This is a genomic window from Sphingomonas sp. J315 (assembly GCF_024666595.1).
Taxonomy (GTDB): Bacteria; Pseudomonadota; Alphaproteobacteria; order Sphingomonadales; family Sphingomonadaceae; genus Sphingomonas.
This window is the reverse complement of sequence record NZ_CP088296.1, coordinates 1,863,283-1,878,925: the sequence shown is the minus strand read 5'-3', so window position 1 is coordinate 1,878,925 and position 15,643 is coordinate 1,863,283. Positions and strand designations below refer to the sequence as shown.

At 65.6% G+C, this 15,643-nt stretch carries 15 protein-coding genes and 1 pseudogene; 6 read left to right on the top strand and 10 right to left on the bottom strand.

Features of this window, described 5'->3' with window-relative positions:
- Nucleotides 1-720: a hypothetical protein gene (locus tag LRS08_RS09675; protein ID WP_257843871.1), complete on the bottom strand. Its 720-nt coding sequence runs from the start codon at nucleotides 718-720 to the stop codon at nucleotides 1-3.
- A gap of 208 nt (nucleotides 721-928) precedes the next feature.
- On the opposite strand from LRS08_RS09675, the gene LRS08_RS09670 reads away from it, so the two are divergent.
- The 4 genes and pseudogenes from LRS08_RS09670 (at nucleotide 929) to holA (ending at nucleotide 5,496) form a co-directional block, all read left to right on the top strand.
- Nucleotides 929-1,366 (top strand): DUF3576 domain-containing protein, encoded by a 438-nt coding sequence (locus LRS08_RS09670; protein WP_260481605.1) that lies wholly within the window; start codon nucleotides 929-931, stop codon nucleotides 1,364-1,366.
- Between the two features lie 99 nt (nucleotides 1,367-1,465).
- Nucleotides 1,466-3,977, top strand: a pseudogene (gene leuS, locus LRS08_RS09665) (leucine--tRNA ligase).
- Nucleotides 3,974-4,480 (top strand): LPS assembly lipoprotein LptE, encoded by a 507-nt coding sequence (lptE, locus tag LRS08_RS09660; RefSeq protein ID WP_257843872.1) that lies wholly within the window; start codon nucleotides 3,974-3,976, stop codon nucleotides 4,478-4,480. Before leuS ends, lptE begins: the two are co-directional and overlap by 4 nt.
- Complete coding sequence (gene holA / locus LRS08_RS09655; RefSeq protein WP_260481604.1) at nucleotides 4,477-5,496, top strand: DNA polymerase III subunit delta; 1,020 nt, start codon at nucleotides 4,477-4,479, stop codon at nucleotides 5,494-5,496. Before lptE ends, holA begins: the two co-directional genes overlap by 4 nt.
- Before the next feature lie 12 nt (nucleotides 5,497-5,508).
- Here the strand turns inward: holA and LRS08_RS09650 are convergent, their stop codons facing one another.
- From LRS08_RS09650 to LRS08_RS09620, 7 genes are all read right to left on the bottom strand, one after another.
- Nucleotides 5,509-5,898 carry a hypothetical protein gene (locus LRS08_RS09650; RefSeq protein WP_257843874.1) on the bottom strand — a complete coding sequence of 130 codons (390 nt, stop codon included), beginning with the start codon at nucleotides 5,896-5,898 and terminating at the stop codon, nucleotides 5,509-5,511.
- 403 nt (nucleotides 5,899-6,301) lie between these two features.
- Nucleotides 6,302-7,225, bottom strand: a complete 924-nt coding sequence (locus LRS08_RS09645; protein WP_257843875.1) for a ParB/RepB/Spo0J family partition protein — start codon at nucleotides 7,223-7,225, stop codon at nucleotides 6,302-6,304.
- A complete protein-coding gene (locus tag LRS08_RS09640; protein ID WP_260481603.1) occupies nucleotides 7,222-8,001 on the bottom strand; it encodes a ParA family protein in 780 nt (259 codons plus the stop codon). Before LRS08_RS09640 ends, LRS08_RS09645 begins: the two co-directional genes overlap by 4 nt.
- Nucleotides 7,998-8,606: a 16S rRNA (guanine(527)-N(7))-methyltransferase RsmG gene (gene rsmG, locus LRS08_RS09635; RefSeq protein ID WP_257843876.1), complete on the bottom strand. Its 609-nt coding sequence runs from the start codon at nucleotides 8,604-8,606 to the stop codon at nucleotides 7,998-8,000. Before rsmG ends, LRS08_RS09640 begins: the two co-directional genes overlap by 4 nt.
- Nucleotides 8,603-10,438, bottom strand: coding sequence for a tRNA uridine-5-carboxymethylaminomethyl(34) synthesis enzyme MnmG (mnmG, locus tag LRS08_RS09630; RefSeq protein WP_257843877.1), 1,836 nt, complete (start codon nucleotides 10,436-10,438; stop codon nucleotides 8,603-8,605). Before mnmG ends, rsmG begins: the two co-directional genes overlap by 4 nt.
- A gap of 55 nt (nucleotides 10,439-10,493) precedes the next feature.
- Nucleotides 10,494-11,789, bottom strand: a complete 1,296-nt coding sequence (gene mnmE, locus LRS08_RS09625) for a tRNA uridine-5-carboxymethylaminomethyl(34) synthesis GTPase MnmE (protein ID WP_257843878.1) — start codon at nucleotides 11,787-11,789, stop codon at nucleotides 10,494-10,496.
- Nucleotides 11,786-12,025: a DUF6489 family protein gene (locus LRS08_RS09620; protein WP_260481602.1), complete on the bottom strand. Its 240-nt coding sequence runs from the start codon at nucleotides 12,023-12,025 to the stop codon at nucleotides 11,786-11,788. The genes mnmE and LRS08_RS09620 overlap by 4 nt, the downstream gene beginning before the upstream one ends.
- Nucleotides 12,026-12,074: 49 nt before the next feature.
- On the opposite strand from LRS08_RS09620, the gene LRS08_RS09615 reads away from it, so the two are divergent.
- On the top strand, nucleotides 12,075-12,539 hold the full coding sequence (locus LRS08_RS09615; RefSeq protein WP_257843879.1) for a methylated-DNA--[protein]-cysteine S-methyltransferase: 465 nt from the start codon (nucleotides 12,075-12,077) through the stop codon (nucleotides 12,537-12,539).
- Nucleotides 12,540-12,555: 16 nt separating this feature from the next.
- Nucleotides 12,556-13,248 (top strand): dienelactone hydrolase family protein, encoded by a 693-nt coding sequence (locus LRS08_RS09610; RefSeq protein ID WP_257843880.1) that lies wholly within the window; start codon nucleotides 12,556-12,558, stop codon nucleotides 13,246-13,248.
- 60 nt (nucleotides 13,249-13,308) lie between these two features.
- Here LRS08_RS09610 and LRS08_RS09605 read toward each other — a convergent pair whose 3' ends face one another.
- Together LRS08_RS09605 and rho are read right to left on the bottom strand one after the other, a co-directional pair.
- Nucleotides 13,309-13,989: a YjbE family putative metal transport protein gene (locus LRS08_RS09605; protein WP_257843881.1), complete on the bottom strand. Its 681-nt coding sequence runs from the start codon at nucleotides 13,987-13,989 to the stop codon at nucleotides 13,309-13,311.
- A 144-nt stretch (nucleotides 13,990-14,133) separates the two neighbouring features.
- Nucleotides 14,134-15,390, bottom strand: coding sequence for a transcription termination factor Rho (gene rho, locus LRS08_RS09600; RefSeq protein WP_257843882.1), 1,257 nt, complete (start codon nucleotides 15,388-15,390; stop codon nucleotides 14,134-14,136).
- Nucleotides 15,391-15,643: the final 253 nt, after the last annotated feature.

The following is a 15,643-nucleotide window of genomic DNA, read 5'->3' as shown; positions in this document are numbered from 1 at the left end:
TCAGAAGCGGATCGCGGTTCCGACATAGACCGCCTGGCTGTCGCGGCGGTCGTCGTTGAGCTGCGGCAGGCGATCCTTCTCGGTTGTGTAGCGGACGCCCGCCGTCACATCGAGGTTGCGCGTGATCGAATAGGCACCACCGACATCGATCGAGTAATTCGGATCGACCGTCAGCAGGCGCGGCCCGCGCTCAGTGGGCTTCTCGCTGGTTGCCTTGATCCGGCCCGTTGCGCGCTTGCCGGTGTAGGAGACACCCAGATCCATCTTCTCGCTGCTGCCCGGCTGTCCAGCCAGGTCCATCTTGGCAAGGTCGCCCGAGATGGCGAAGCGCTTCCAACCCACCGAGACGCCGAGATTATAGGCGATCGGCTGAAGCGTGACCGAAGCGGGTGCCGCAGCACCACGATCAGCAACCGCCGCCGAAGGACGCGCGGTGCGCGCACGGACGGCAACGGTCACGCTGCGATTGCTGGTCCCGCGGGTATCGGCCGGGGTGAAGCGGAAGCCGGTCCCCGACAGCCCGCTGCGCGCCAGTGCCGCTGCGAGTCGCGGATCGGCGGATGCCGGGGTGAAGGTGCCGATTCCGGCGATCGGAGCGGCGCGCGCAGGCGTAGCGCGCTGTGGTGTCCCGGTCTGCGCGAGGATCGCCGGCGCAGCGACGAGCCCGGCGACGCCCAGCGCCCCCAGTCCCATGCCAGCGATGATCCGACGAAAACGCATGAAGAACCCCCTTACTCGCTCATAGCGCTACCATGATTCGGCCCCAATGTTCCACAGGCCGAATCCGATTTCGCCGCAGGTGTTGCACAAGACGCACAGCCCCGCCGCGCCACACCATCGTTCCACGCGGCGGCTTGCGCTTGCGGCGCGCGCGCCAGCATCTATAGATGCACACCGAATAGATGAGACTTCCCATAGGATGATGCCGATGAACCGCCAGTTGCGCACCGCGATCCTGGGCAGCGTTGCCCTCACCCTCGCCGCATGCGGTGGCGGTGGCGATCGCCCGCGCGCCGACCTTGCCGCGTCGAAGGTCACGACGATCGGCGTCAACGCCTATCTGTGGCGCGCCGCGCTCGACACCGTGTCGTTCGCGCCGATCGCCCAGACCGATTCGAACGGCGGCGTGATCGTCACCGACTGGCATGTGAACCCCAACCTCACGACCGAGCGGGTAAAGATCACCGTCGCGATCCTGGACCAAGATCTGCGCGCCGATGCGCTGCGCGTCAGCGTCCAGCGTCAGGTCAACCGCGGCGGCCAGTGGGTCGATGCCCCGGTCGAGGCGGCAACGGTCCAGAAGCTGGAGGATATCATCCTCACCAAGGCGCGCGATCTGCGCCGCGCTGCCATCGCCGGGAATTGAGCTGTAGTTTAGTTTAGCGGCACCGGCCTGCTCCTCCACCCGGCGACGGACTCGCGGACCCGGGCAGGGGCGAGCCGACGCCGAGCCTGAGGAAATACCATGTCGCGGTTCAACGCGCTGAACGCCGATTCCGCGTGGCAGAAGGTCTGGGAGGAACGCCGTACCTTCGCCGCGGACGATCACTCGCCCAAGCCCAAATCCTATGTGCTCGAGATGTTTCCCTACCCGTCGGGGCGCATCCATATGGGGCATGTCCGCAACTACACGATGGGCGACGTGCTGACGCGCTATCGGCGGATGAAGGGCATGGAAGTGCTCCACCCGATGGGGTGGGATGCGTTCGGCATGCCCGCCGAAAATGCCGCGATGGAAAAGAAGGTCCATCCCGGCGGCTGGACGCGCGACAATATCGCGACGATGCGCGCGCAGCTGAAGCGGCTGGGCCTGGCGATCGACTGGGGCCGCGAGCTGGCGACGTGTGAGCCGGACTATTACGGCCACGAGCAGGCACTGTTTCTCGATCTGTTCGCTAACGGATTGGTTTATCGCAAGGAATCGACGGTCAACTGGGACCCGGTCGATATGACCGTGCTTGCCAATGAGCAGGTGATCGACGGGCGCGGGTGGCGATCCGGGGCGCTGGTCGAAAAGAAGAAGCTCAGTCAGTGGTTCCTCAAGATCACCGACTTTGCCGACGAGCTGCTCGACGGGCTCGAAAGCCTCGACAAATGGCCCGACAAGGTCCGGCTGATGCAGGAAAACTGGATCGGCAAGTCGCAGGGGATGCAGTTCCGCTTCAAGCTTTCGTCCAGCGATTTCAATGAAGTAGAGGTGTTCACGACCCGCCCGGACACGATCTTCGGATCGAGCTTCGTCGCGATCGCGGCGGACCATCCGATCGCGCAGGCGCTGGCCACCAGGGACCCGGCAGCGGCAGAGTTCATCGCGCAGTGCAAGCTCGGCGGCACCACCGCGGCGGAGATCGAGACGCAGGAGAAGCTCGGCTTTGACACCGGCATTCGCGCGGTGCATCCTTTTGATTCCGCGTGGGAATTGCCGGTCTATATCGCGAATTTCGTGCTGATGGATTACGGCACCGGCGCGGTGTTCGGCGTGCCGGCGCACGACCAGCGCGATTTCGAATTCGCGACCAAATATGGGCTCCCGATCCGGCGAGTCGTATCTGATGGCGAAAAAACCGAAAGCGAATATGTCGAGGAAGAAAGCTTCACCGGCCCCGGAACGCTCGTCAATTCTCACTTCCTGAATGGCATGGATGTCGCCGATGCGAAGCGCGAGGTGATCCGCCGTGCCGAATCCGAAGGCTGGGGCAAGGGAACGACCGTCTGGCGGCTGCGCGACTGGGGCGTGTCGCGCCAGCGTTACTGGGGCACGCCGATCCCGATCGTGCATTGCGAGATTTGCGGTGCGGTGCCGGTGCCCAAGAAGCAGCTGCCCGTGGTGCTGCCCGAAGATGTCAGTTTCGACATCCCCGGCAACCCGCTCGACCGCCATCCGACGTGGAAGCATGTCGATTGCCCGCAATGCGGCAAACCGGCACGGCGCGAGACCGATACGCTGGATACCTTCGTCGATTCGAGCTGGTATTTCATCCGCTTCGCCAGCCAGCCGGGCGACAAGCCGTTCGACCGCGCGGTGGCCGAACAATGGCTGCCGGTGAACCAATATATCGGCGGGGTCGAGCATGCGATCCTGCACCTGCTCTATGCCCGCTTCTGGACGCGTGCGCTCAAGCGGATCGGGATGATCGACATCGCCGAACCGTTCGAGGGGCTGTTCACCCAGGGGATGGTGACGCACGAGACCTACAAGGCGGCCGATGGCCGCTGGCTGTCCCCGGACGAGATCGAGCGGCGCAACGACGTGCTCGTCGAGCGCGCGAGCGGCGGTCCGGTCACGGTCGGGCGCATCGAGAAGATGTCAAAGTCCAAGAAGAACACGGTCGATCCCGAACCGATCGTCGACCAGTATGGCGCGGACGCGGTGCGGTGGTTCGTGCTGTCGGATTCTGCCGCCCGAGCGCGATCTGGAGTGGACCGAAAACGGGATCGAGGGTGCCTGGCGCTTCGTCCAACGGCTGTGGCGGCTGTTCGACCAGTTGGAAGCATGGGAGGGCGAGGACAAGGGCCTCGACCGCGTGCTGCACCAGACGATCGCCGGGGTCGCCGCGGATATAGAAGGGCTGCAGTTCAACAAGGCGGTGGCCAAGCTCTATGCCCTGGTCAATGCGATCGAAAAGGCCGCGCCGAGCGCGTCGCGCGCAACCGCGATCCGCACCGCGATCCTGATCGCCGCACCGATGGTGCCGCATCTGGCCGAGGAAGCCTGGGCCGCGATGGGCAATGACGGCCTGATCGCCGATGCCGAGTGGCCGGCGGTCGATCCCGCCCTGCTGGTCGATGACGAGGTGACAATCGCGATCCAGGTCAACGGCAAGCTGCGCGACACGGTCACGGCGGCCAAGGGGGCGGACAAGGCCGATCTGGAAGCCATGGCCTTGGCAAACGCCAATGTGCAGCGCATTCTGGACGGCGCAACACCCCGAAAGGTGATCGTCGTGCCCGACCGTCTGGTGAATATCGTCGCATGACGCGCCCTGCCCTTCTCCTCGCGCTCGCCGTTGCGGGCATGACCCTGTCGGGCTGCGGGCTGCGACCGCTCTACGGCGGCGGCGTGGGTGGCCCGGTGCAGACGATGCTGTCGGGGGTCGAGGTTGCGCCAATTCAGGGCGAGGCCGGCTGGCTGGTCTCCAATGCGGTGCGCGACCGGATCGAGGCGACGCGCAGCGGCACCCCGGCCTATCGGCTGGAGATCAAGCTGGACGACCGGATCGAGGGTCTGGGCGTGCGCAGCGATGACGTGGTGACGCGCGAGCGGCGGACGCTGCGCGCGCGCTATCAGCTGATCGACCTGACGACCGGACAGACGGTGCTCGATGCGACCGCCGAGTCGGATGCGGGCATCGACGTCGCGGGATCGGAATATGCCACCATCGCGGCGGAGCGGAGCGCGCTGGAGCGGCTGTCGGGCATCGTCGCGGACCAGATCGTCGCGCGGTTGGCCCGGTACGCGCGCAGCTCTAGCCCCAAGTGAAGGCGAGCGAGGCGCAGATTCGGGCGCGGCTGGACAAGCCGGGCCCCGATATTCGCCTGTTCCTGCTCTACGGCCCCGATGAGGCGGGGGCCAACGACCTCGCCGCGCGGCTGGGTCGGGCGATGGGTCCCGATGCCGAGCGTATCGATATCGAGGGCAATGCGCTGAAGGACGATGCCGGGCTGCTTGCCGGCGAGGCAGCGTCGCTGTCGCTGTTCGGTGGGGCGCGCTACATTCGGGTTTCCGGGATCGACGATGGCGGCACCGATGCGGTGCGGATGCTGATCGAGGCGGAGACGGCCGGGAATCCCGTAGTCGCGGTCGGCGGCGGGCTGAAAGGCACCGGACGACTGCTCAAGCTTGCGCTCGCCGCGCCCAATGTGATGGTCCATGCCTGCTATGTCCCCGATGCGCGCACCGCCGGGCAGCTGGCGACCGGAATCGCGCGCGAACATGGCTTGCGGCTGGTGGGCGGGGCGGCTGATCGGCTGGCGGCCATGTCAGGGGGCGATCGCGCGGTGCTGGCGCGCGAGATCGAGAAATTGTCGCTGTTCCTCGACGCCGCGCCCGATCGGCCGCGTGAGGCGGGGATCGAGGCGCTCGACGCGATTGGCGCCGATCTGGGTGAGGCCGAGATGTCCGGCGCGATCGAGGCGGTTGTGGGCGGTCGCCCGGCCGAGATCGGCGTCGAGCTGGCGCGGCTGGACGCGGCGGGGGTTTCGACGATTCCGCTGCTGCGCGGGCTGGTCCGCCGCCTGATGGCGCTGGCCGAGATGCGCGCCGATATCGATCATGGGCTGAGCCCCGCCGAGGTCGTCAAGAAGCACCGCGTCTTCTTCAAGGAAGAAGCCGCGACGATCCGCGCACTGCAACGGTGGAACAGCCCGATGCTGGCGCGCGCCGTGGAACGTGCGCGCGAAGCGGAACGCGCGATGACGCGCGGCGGGGGGAATGCAGGGCAGGTGCTGGCGGATCATGAGTTGGCGGTGCTGGCGCGGGGGGCGGCGCGGGGGTGAGTGGCGGCCAGTTTAGGGATATTGAATCGGCTCAAGACGACTCAAGACCCGACCGTGGCGTTCGCTGTGCGTTTCCACAAACCCGCGTTCACACAAGAACTTCTGGAGGCGTGGGTTCGGGTTGTCACAGGTGAGTGCGTGGACGTTCCACAAGACGCAATGATAGCCGCGGTCCTTCGCGAACGCAGTGACGAGCTTCCATAGCGATACAAGCACGCCCTCCCCGCCACCGTCGATGTGCGCGAGATTGACGGTGAGGCAATCATCATCCTTGTTGAACTCGGCAAGCACGGTTGCCGATCCGATGCGGAACGTGATGGGTCGCCCGAATGCGAGCAGTGCATTGAGCTCATCGCTCGGTAGAGCCCGCAGGGCTGCCGGAGTAAGGCCTTCTATTTCCACGCTGACTATCTGGCGGCGGATTCCGCAGGCGACAAGTCGACTCTATCTGTTCGTCACCCCGGACTTGTTCCGGGGTCCACTCATCCTCACGTCCGGCGGCTTGAAGTTCAAGCTCCGCGCTTGCCGCCCGGTGGACCCCGGCACAGGGCCGGGGTGACGAGGGGGGCAAGGTTCCACCAGTCCTCCCCGGGGGGGGGGGAGGTGGCATCGCGTAGCGATGACGGAGGGGTAGTTTCGTCGAGGGACATCGCCCAGCGGAGAGCTACCCCTCCACCGCCTTCGGCGGTCCCCCCCCCTCCGGGGGAGGAGTTTTTGAAGAAGAATGAGAAAGAAGAAGACCCTCCCCAACCCCTCCCGCAAGCGGGAGGGGCTTAAGAAGATCGTCATTAGATTCTTGTTTTAACTAGATTTTTTCGCCCGTCAGACGCTGGCAGATCATGTCGAGCTGATCCAGCGTCGAGTAGGCGAGCGTCAGCGCCCCGCCCTTTTCACCAAAGCTGATCTTGACGTTGAGGCCGAGCACGTCGCCCAGCTGGCGCTCCAGCGCGGCGATGTCGGCGTTGCTGCCGCCGCCCGCTTTGTCGCCGCCGCCCTTCCCCGCCGCGCGCGGCTTGGCGTCGCGGGCGAGCTTTTCGGTTTCGCGGACGGAGAGGTCGCGTTCGACGACGATCTTGGCGAGCTTCTCCGGGTCGGGCGCGCCGATCAGCGCGCGAGCGTGGCCCATCGTCAGCCCGCCCTCGACCACGCGCTGGCGCACGCTTTGCGGCAGGTCGAGCAGGCGGATCAGGTTGGCGATATGGCTGCGCGACTTGTGGACGATCCGCGCCAGCGCCTCCTGGCTATGGCCGAAATCGTTGATCAGCTTCGAATAGGCCTCAGCCTCCTCGATCGCGTTCAAATCCTCGCGCTGGATATTCTCGACGATCGCGATTTCGATCGTCTGCGCCTCGTCGAGGTCGCGGACGATGACCGGCACTTCATGCAGCCGCGCGCGCTGGGCGGCGCGCCAGCGGCGCTCACCGGCGACGATCTGATAATCCTTGCCGTGCGGGCGCACGACGATCGGCTGAATCAGCCCGCGCATCGCGATCGACTTGGCGAGCTCTTCCAGCGCATCCTCGTCGAAATGGCGGCGCGGCTGCTCCGGGTGCGGGGCAAGCGAGCTGACCGGCAGCATCCGCACCCCCATCGATGGTTCGGTACCGGGGCGGACGGGCTCTTCGCGCTCGGCATCGCCCAGCAGCGCGCTGAGGCCGCGGCCGAGGCCGGGTCGCGCCTTGCGCGTGCTGAGTGGCGCGGCAGCGGGAGTCGGGGTCTCTTCGGTCATGCGGCCTTCTTCAGCTTGGGCAGGCGATCGATCACTTCGCGCGCAAGGGCGATATAGGCTTCGGATCCGGCGCAGCGATAATCATAGATCAGCGCCGGCAGCCCGTGGCTCGGGGCTTCGGACAGGCGGACGTTGCGTGGGATCACCGTGTCGAACACCACCTTGCCCAGCACGGCGCGGACGTCATCGGCGACCTGATCGGTCAGGCGATTGCGGCGGTCATACATGGTCAGGACGACACCGAGGATCGACAGGCCCGGGTTGAAGCGGCCGCGGATTCGCTCGACCGTGTTGAGCAGCTGACTGAGCCCTTCCAGCGCGAAAAACTCGCACTGCAGCGGAACGAGCAGCGCGTCCGACGCGACCATCGCGTTGATCGTGAGCAGGCCGAGCGAGGGCGGGCAGTCCATCAGCACCACGTCCCAGCGCTTGGCGCTGCGCTCGATCGCTGTGGCGAGGCGGTGGGTGCGTGCCTCGAACTCGATCAGCTCGATCTCTGCGCCCGACAGGTCGACCGTCGCGGGGACGATATCCAGGCCGGGTACACGGGTGGGGACGACCACATCCTCCAGATTGGTCTCACCGATCAGCAGGTCATAGGTCGAGCGCTCGCGATCCGCGCGGCCGATTCCGAGGCCGGTCGAGCAATTTCCCTGAGGATCGAGGTCAAGCAATAACACCCGCTGGCCGGTCGCGGCGAGCGCCGTGCCGACATTGATCGCAGTCGTGGTCTTGCCCACCCCACCCTTCTGATTCGCGATGGCGATGCAGATCATCTGGGGCGTACCTCTTTGGCGACAACGATGAGCGAGTCCGGTGCGGTCACGCTCGGTTCCACGTGGAACGAACCTTGCCACCATAGCTTGGCATCTTCCACCTCCGATTGTGCATTTCTCCCCTTTGGGAGCACCCAGATTGTGGATCTGTCGGTGCGATGCCGGGCAATGCGGAAGACGGTGTCGAGAGTGCCGACCGCGCGTGCCGTTACCACCGCCGCGCGCCCCTTGGTCCGCTCGACCTTTGCCGTGTGGATCGTGACATTGGTCAGGCCAAGGGTATCCGCGCAATGCTGAAGAAACGCAGTGCGCAGCTTGCGGGGTTCGACCAATTCGACCGGGCCATCGCGGAGGATCGCGAGGACGATACCGGGCAGGCCGGCGCCGCTGCCGATATCGAGCCAGAGCCCGCCGGCATCGCCATGCTTGAGCAGCTGCGCCGAATCGACGATATGCCGCGCCCAGATCGCATCGAGCGTGGAGGGTGACACGAGATTCTGTCGCGTCGCCTCATCGCGCAACAGATGCACAAATTGCGCGAGCCGTGTTTCACGTGAAACATCATGGCGTGCGCTGATCCAGCGGCGGGCTTCGTCTTCGGTCATGCAGCCCGCTTCACATGGAGCAGGATTGCGGTCAACGCGGCGGGGGTGATGCCACGCACGCGCGCTGCGTCGCCCAGCGTCGCCGGGCGCGCCGCTCCGAGTCGTTCGACCATCTCGTTGGAGAGGCCGGGGACAGCGCAATAGTCGAGCGAATCGGGAATGCGGGTGCCATCTGCACGGATCATGGCCGCAGCCTCCGCCGCCTGGCGTTCGAGATAGGGGGCGTAGCGGGCGTCCTCGATCAGTTCGCCGAGGACCGCCGGGTCACTGTCTGCGGTGTCGATGCCGAGATGGTCGAGCGTCACTGCGGGAAAGCGCAGCCATTCGAACGCGGTGCGCCGCGCGCCGTCCTGCGCAACAAGCGACCCCGCCTGCCCCATCGCATGGGCGGTGATGCTGTGCGAGAAGCGCTGGTCGAGCGCTTGCCGGGCGGCGGCGCGGGCGCTGATGAATGCCTGACGCTCCGGGCCAAGACAGCCGGCTGCGTCACCCAATGCGGCGAGGCGGGTCTGGGCGTTGTCGGCGCGCAAGTACAGCCGATGTTCGGCACGCGCGGTCAGCATGCGGTAGGGCTCGGTCACGCCCTGAAGCGTGAGATCGTCGATCATTACCCCGATATAGCTGATCTGACGCGGGAACAGCGTGGGCGCGCGACCGAGAGCCGCAGCGGCGGCGTTAATGCCCGCTACCAGACCCTGCGCGGCGGCTTCCTCATAGCCGGTCGTGCCGTTGATCTGCCCGGCGCAGTACAGGCCAGGAAGATCCCGGCACTCCAGTTGGTGCGTCAGCGAGCGGGGGTCGACATGGTCATACTCAACGGCATAGCCCGGGGTAACGATGCGCGCGTGTTCAAGCCCCCGCATCGACGCGATCATCGCCGCCTGAATGTCGGTCGGCAGCGAGGTCGACAGGCCGTTGGGATAGACGAGGTGGGTCGCGAGCCCTTCGGGTTCCAGGAAGACCTGATGCCCGTCGCGGTCGCCGAAGCGAAAGATCTTGTCCTCGATCGATGGGCAATAACGCGGACCCCCGGCCTCGATCGCCCCGCTGAACAGGGGTGAACGATCTAATCCAGTACGAATGATCGCATGCGTCTCGAGCGTGGTACGGGTGATTGCGCAGGCAAGTTGGGGCAGACGCGGTCCGCGCGTCATCGGCGACATGCGCCAGTCGTCGGCGTCGCTCGGCTGTTCCTCGAGCGCCGCCCAGTCGATCGTGCGGCCGTCGAGCCGAGGCGGCGTGCCGGTTTTGAGTCGGGTGATCGGCAGGCCGCAGTCGCGCAGCTGGATACCGAGTGCGGTCGCAGCGCGCTCCCCTACCCTGCCACCCGTCTCACGCTCCTCCCCGCGGAAGATGCGGCCACCCAGGAAGGTGCCGCTGGCGAGGATGACGGCGTGGGCGTGCAGCTTGGTGTCATCTGCAAGGCGGATACCGGCGATGCGTCCGCCTTCAAGGAGCAGCGCGACCGCTTCTCCCGCGACGATCCCCAGTCCCTGCTGGGCGGCGAGCATCGTCTGGATCGCGGCGGAATAGCGTATGCGGTCGGCTTGGACGCGGGGGCCCTGCACCGCTGGGCCCTTGGAGCGGTTCAGCAGGCGATAATGGATTGCGGCGGCATCGGCGGCGCGGGCGATCAGGCCGTCGAGCGCGTCGACTTCACGGACGAGATGGCCCTTACCCAGACCACCGATCGCCGGGTTGCACGACATTGCGCCGATCATCGCGGGATCGAAGGTAACAAGCGCTGTCCGTGCACCGCAGCGCGCAGCCGCAGCTGCCGCTTCGGTACCGGCATGGCCGCCGCCGATCACGATCACGTCATATGTGTGCATGGGTGCCGCATAGCGATGTGCGGGGATCACGTCAAAAACGTTCCACGTGGAACACTCACTTGCCGATGCAGAATCGCCCGAACAAGGTGTCGAGCATCGCTTCGACATCGGCGGCACCCGTCACGCGATGAAATGCGCGAAGCGCCGTACGAAGCTCCTCCGCCACCAGCAGCGCGTCCCGCTCCCGCGCTGCGCGACGCAGCGCCGAGGCAGCTTGCCCCGCGAGCCCCCGCTGACGCGCGTTCAGCGCGACGGCGTCTGATGGCGGCAGCAACGTTGCGGCAACTCCGCCAATCATGGTCCACAGGGCTTCGATGCCCTGCCCGGTCGCCGCCGATACGCTATGGCGCGCATCGACCGGACGTCCACGACCGGGTTCGTCAATACGGGGACGAATCAGCAGATGGTTGACCGCCGCCACCTCGACTGACGGCGGTCCGTCGTCGAGCCACAGCACGAGGTCCGCAGTCTCGATTGCCGACCGCGCGCGGGCGATCCCGATTTCCTCGACCATATCCGCGGGGGTTTCGTTCAGACCTGCGGTATCGGTGAGCAGATACGCGACCCCGTCGCGCATCACCGGCACTTCGATCCGGTCACGTGTGGTTCCCGCGAGTGGTGAGACGATGGCTGCTTCGCGACCCGCCAAAGCGTTGAGCAAGGTCGATTTGCCCGCATTGGGCGATCCGGCGAGCACGATACGGATGCCGTCGCGAACCCGTTCGACCGGCGGCTGGGCGATCGCCGCCTCGATCGCAACCGCAAGCAGGTCGGCGTCGCGAGCCACCGCGTCGAGCACATCGCCCTCCGCGGCCACATCTTCTTCGTCGCCATGATCGAGCATTGCCTCGATCAACGCAGAGAGCCGAAGCGCGCTGGTGGCCCAGCCTTCGATCTGAGCGCGCACTCCGCCTTCTGCCGCACGCAGTGCAGTGCGGCGCTGCATCTCGGTCTCGGCGGCGAGCAAGTCACCCAATCCTTCGGCTTCGGTCAGGTCGATCCGACCGTGAGCGAGCGCGCGGCGGGTAAACTCGCCTGGTTCGGCACCGCGCAGCCCCGGAAGCGCGGCAAGCGCAGCCTCGACCGCGCGCACCACCGCGCGGCCGCCGTGGAGGTGAAGTTCGGCAAGATCCTCACCGGTCGCGGTCGCGGGGCCGGGAAAGACCAGCACCAGCGCGCGGTCGAGCGGTTCGCCATCGCGCCGCAAGGTCCGCAGCGATGCGCGACGCGGCGGGGGCAACTCGCCCACCAGCGTGGCGACGGCGGCGAACGCCCGAGGACCGGAAATTCGGATGACCGCGATGCCGGCGGGCAATGCCCCGCTCGACAGCGCGTAGATCGTCTCGCTCACTCGCTGCCGCTGCGCTTGCCCATATCGAACATGCCGCGCCAGAAATTCATCCCGGCCTCACCCATCGGGGTCCAGCTCTTCATCATCGACTCGATCATCTCGGGATTGATCCCGCCCTTCTCGATCGAATCGAGCATCATCTGGATGTAGCGGTCGTGCACCGGGGTGAAATCGGGCAGGCCCATCGCGCGACGCGCCTCTTCGGGGGTGCAGTCGACCTCGACATTGATCTTCATGTGTCTTCTCCACTTGAGCCCGAAGCATCCCCTGCCCTACGCTCGCCCCATGTATGCGCGCGACCATGCCCTGATCGCAACGCCCATCGGCCCGATCCGGATCGAAGGCGACGAAGAAACGGTACTGCGCGTGACGCTGGGTGTCGCGGAACCGGTTGCGGACGGGAGATATGCAGCTGTCCGTGCCGCGGCCGAACAGCTGCGCGCCTATTTTGCGGGCGAACTCAAGAGCTTCGACCTCCCCCTTCCCATGATCGCTTCGGCGCGCGGCCAGGTGCTTCGCGACGGCTTGGTCGCCCTTCCCTATGGCGAGACCGCGAGCTACGGCGAGCTGGCCCGGCGACTCGATTCCGGGCCGCGTGCGATCGGGCAACTGTGCGCGCGCAATTCCCTGCCCGTCATCATCCCGTGCCACAGGGTGACCGCCGCGGGCGGCGCGCTGGGGAGCTATTCGGCGGGCGACGGCCCCGCGACCAAGAAATGGCTGCTCGACCACGAGCAGCGCCACGCCTGACCCGAAGGAGAGTTTCATGGCGAGCACCGACATCCAGGCAATCGACGGCAGCGGAAGCTTTGCCGCTTATCGCGCCGACCCCGAAGGCGCACCGCGCGGCGCAATCGTGGTGATTCAGGAAATCTTTGGCGTCAACGAAGGCATCCGGCGCAAGTGCGATCATTTTGCGTCACTCGGCTATATGGCGTTCGCGCCCGACCTGTTCTGGCGGCTGAGGCCCGGCATCCAGCTCGACCCCGATATCGAGTCGGAATTTCAGGAAGCGCTCGGCTGGATGGGCAAGTTCGACCAGGACAAGGGCGTCGCGGATATCGAGGCGACAATCCGCGCAGCGCGCGCCGCAAGCGGCGGCAAGGTCGGGGTTACTGGCTATTGCCTGGGCGGACGCCTCGCCTTCATGGCCGCGGCGCGCACCGATAGCGATGCCAGCGTCGGCTATTATGCGGTGGGCGTGGACGGGCTGCTCGGCGAAAAACATGCCATCGCCAATCCGCTGATGCTGCACATCGCCGGCGAGGACGGATTCGTCCCCGCCCCGGTGCAGAAGGCGATGCATGACGGGCTGGACGGCCACCCCAAGGTGACTCTGCACGACTATCCGGGCGAGGACCACGGCTTTGCCACCGAGATGGGCAACAGGCGGTCGGATACGGCGGCGCGGCTGGCCGACAGCCGGACCGAAGCGTTCTTCGCCGAGCATATCGGCTGACACGAAAAAGGGGCGGCGTCGTAACGGACACCGCCCCTTTTCTGTTGTGGGATCAGACCCTTAGCGGAACAGCTGAAGGATGCCGACATCCTGGTCGGTGATCCCGGTGTAGATCATCGACCCGGCGACATAGACGATCACCAGCAGACCGACCCAAGCGATCCAGCGATAGCGTTCGATGTACTTGGCGATGACGTTCGCCGCGACGCCCATCAGTGCCACCGCGATAACCAGGCCGACCATCAGGATACCGGGATGGTCGCGCGCCGCGCCGGCAACGGCCAGCACGTTGTCGAGGCTCATCGACACGTCGGCGACTGCGACAGCCCAGGCGGCACCCGCAAAGCTCTTCGCCGGCTTCAGGCCCGAATGCTCGTCACCCGCAATTTCGGGCGAGCCGGCGCTTTCACCGGCACCATGGCCGATTTCGCGGTACATCTTCCACGCCACCCACAGCAGCAGCACGCCGCCAGCGAAGATCAGTCCGATGATCGCCATCAGCTGAGTCACGACCAGCGCGAACGCGATGCGCAGCACCAATGCCGCGATGATGCCGATCAGGATCACCTTCTTGCGCTGATCCGCGGGAAGACCCGCCGCAAGCGCGCCGATGACGATCGCATTGTCGCCCGCCAGCACGATGTCGATCAGGATTACCTGCCCGAACGCCAGCCAGGCTGACCCGCTGCCTGAGAACAGGCCGGCAAAGTCGTTGACGATATGACCCCAGATTTCGGTCATGGGTTCCCCTTCTTATTGGTCTGCACAGCGCAACGCATAATCAAACATCGCGGGTCCGTCATGGGCAAAGCCCATGACGTCGAACGAGCCGTTCGGACGCTTCGACGAGTCCTGATCTAGCAGCGCTAAATCAGGCCGCCTTGGTCACTGATTCATGCTGTCGAAGAAGTCTTCGTTGGTCTTCGAATCCTTCATCTTGTCGAGCAGGAACTCCATCGCATCGGTGGTGCCCATCTGCATGAGGATGCGGCGCAGCACCCACATCTTCGACAGCGTCGGCTTGTCGAGCAGCAGCTCTTCCTTGCGCGTGCCGCTCTTGCCGACGTCGAGCGCCGGGAAGATGCGCTTGTCCGCGACCTTGCGGTCGAGCACGATTTCGGAGTTGCCGGTGCCCTTGAACTCTTCGAAGATCACCTCGTCCATGCGGCTGCCGGTGTCGATCAGCGCGGTCGCGATGATCGAAAGCGACCCGCCCTCCTCGATGTTGCGCGCGGCGCCGAAGAAGCGCTTGGGCCGCTGGAGCGCATTGGCGTCGACACCGCCGGTCAGCACCTTGCCCGAGCTGGGCACGACGGTGTTGTAGGCGCGGCCGAGGCGGGTGATCGAATCGAGCAGGATGACGACATCCTTCTTGTGTTCGACCAAGCGCTTGGCCTTTTCGATCACCATTTCGGCGACCTGGACATGGCGCGTGGCGGGTTCATCGAAGGTCGAGCTGACCACCTCGCCCTTCACGCTGCGCTGCATGTCGGTGACTTCCTCGGGTCGCTCGTCGATCAGCAGGACGAGCAGGAACACCTCGGGATGGTTGTCGGTGATCGCCTTGGCGATGTTCTGCAGCATCACCGTCTTGCCGACGCGCGGCGGTGCGACGATCAGCGTGCGCTGGCCCTTGCCCTGGGGCGACACGATGTCGATGACCCGCGCCGACTTATCCTTCTGGGTCGGATCGGCGGGGTCGAGCGTGAGCTTCTGATCCGGGTAAAGCGGGGTCAGGTTGTCGAAATTGACGCGGTGGCGGACGGCGTCGGGATCGTCGAAATTGACACTGACCAGCTTGGTCAGCGCAAAATAGCGCTCGCCATCCTTGGGGGCGCGAATTTCACCTTCGACGGTGTCGCCCGTGCGCAGGCCGAATTTGCGGACCTGATTGGGCGAGACATAGATGTCGTCGGGACCAGCGAGATAGTTGGACTGGGGGCTGCGCAGAAAGCCGAAGCCGTCCTGAAGCACCTCGATCGTGCCCTCGCCCATGATCAGTTCGCCATTCTCGGCCTGGGCCTTGAGGATCGCGAACATCAAATCCTGCTTGCGCAGCGTCGACGCGCTTTCGACACCAAGTTCCTCGGCCATCGACACCAGTTCGGCGGGCGCGGTTTTCTTCAAATCTTTCAAGTGCATGGGAGAAGTCCGTCTGGCGATCGCTATGGGTTTTCGGGCGTTTGGACGCGCAGGTCGCGATGGCTTGAGGAAAAAAGGAGGGACGCCGGGCCGCCGCCAGGACGGCGACGCGACCCCAGCGGATTAGGATTCGCCCTGTGGCAAGTCAAGCGATCAGGCTGACATCAGCCTGACAGACTGACAGAAACACACGGGTTTGCGGCGAACGGGACGGGTTTGCGACCGGTTCGGGTCGGGAAAGCAACCGCGACGC